Source organism: Pseudomonas pisciculturae (assembly GCF_015461805.1).
In the GTDB taxonomy this organism is placed as follows: Bacteria; Pseudomonadota; Gammaproteobacteria; order Pseudomonadales; family Pseudomonadaceae; genus Aquipseudomonas; species Aquipseudomonas pisciculturae.
On sequence record NZ_JACVZE010000020.1, the window covers coordinates 1 to 1,174 of the forward strand.

2 protein-coding genes are annotated in these 1,174 nt (G+C 52.9%); both read right to left on the minus strand.

Translation table 11 applies throughout. From position 1 onward, the window contains the following. Positions 1 to 36 precede the first annotated feature (36 nt). On the minus strand, positions 37 to 873 hold the full coding sequence (locus ICY20_RS28105) for an IS3 family transposase (protein WP_407692642.1): 837 nt from the start codon (positions 871 to 873) through the stop codon (positions 37 to 39). Next, positions 870 to 1,174 (minus strand): transposase (locus ICY20_RS28540; protein ID WP_236043281.1); only part of this gene is annotated, 305 nt, incomplete at its 5' end. The genes ICY20_RS28540 and ICY20_RS28105, both read right to left, overlap by 4 nt.

Consider the following 1,174-nt stretch of genomic DNA (forward strand, 5'->3'; position numbering starts at 1 on the left):
TGATCTGGTCAAGTAATCTTGGACACCATTTACGGTTTATCCCACCAGTCGCTCGTGAGCGACTGGTGATCGGTAGCCGTTGTAGCTATGCGGCCGAACGGTGTTGTAACGCGATAAGTAGCGCTGCACGTCCGCTCTAGCCTCATGCTCAGATGCATAGCCTGTTTCAGGCACCCACTCCGACTTCAAACTCCCAAAAAAGCGCTCCATCGGAGCGTTGTCCCAGCATTCACCTTTGCGACTCATGCTTTGCCGAAACCCGTGTTGAAGTAGTTCGTTCCTGAACTTATGGCTGGTGTACTGGCACCCTTGGTCTGAGTGAAACATCACATCCTTTGGCTTTCCCCGCAGCTCAATAGCCATACGCAGCGCTTCACAGGTCAGCGTGGCATCAGAAATCATCGAAAACGACCACCCCACAACCCTGCGGGCGAATAGGTCCAAAACCGCGGCGAAATATAACCAGCGTTTTCCGACTTTTATGTAGGTCACATCCCCACACCAAACTCGATTGACCGCCTCAACATCAAATTTGCGTTTGAGTATATGCGGTGCCACCAATGCCTCCACTCCTGTGGATTTGTACTTGTGGCGCCTGCGTTGGCGGCTCGCAATACCGGCTTCACGCATCAAACTTCTGGCCATATACCGCCCGATGCGATGCCCTTTTTCGCGTAATTCATTGGCCAGAGTACGCGCCCCAGCAGATGCTCTCGACGCCCGGTGGTGCTTAACCAACACAGCCTTAAGCCGCTCTCGCTCAGGATTTATTCGGCCTTGGCGCTGCTGCCAAGCATAAAAGCTGCTGCGATTAACTCCGAACGCACGACAGCAACTGTTAACGCCGTACTGCTCACCCAGCTCACAGATCAACGCGAATGATCTTTGGCGTCCAACAGTAGGAGAGCACTGGCCTTTTTTAGGATTTCGATATCCAGGTCTTTTTGTCTGAGCAACGCTTTGAGCTTCTGAATCTCTCGTTGATCCGCGGTAATTGCCTTGGCGCCTACAGGTGTTGCGCCTTGACGCTCGTTACGAACCTGATCAACCCAGCGGCGCAGGGCCGTGGGACCAATATCCAAGCTGGCACAGACTTCAGGAACTGGCTGCTCCTCATCGAGCACCATACTGGCTGCCTTGAGTTTGAATTCACTGGAATAAGATTTGCGCATAT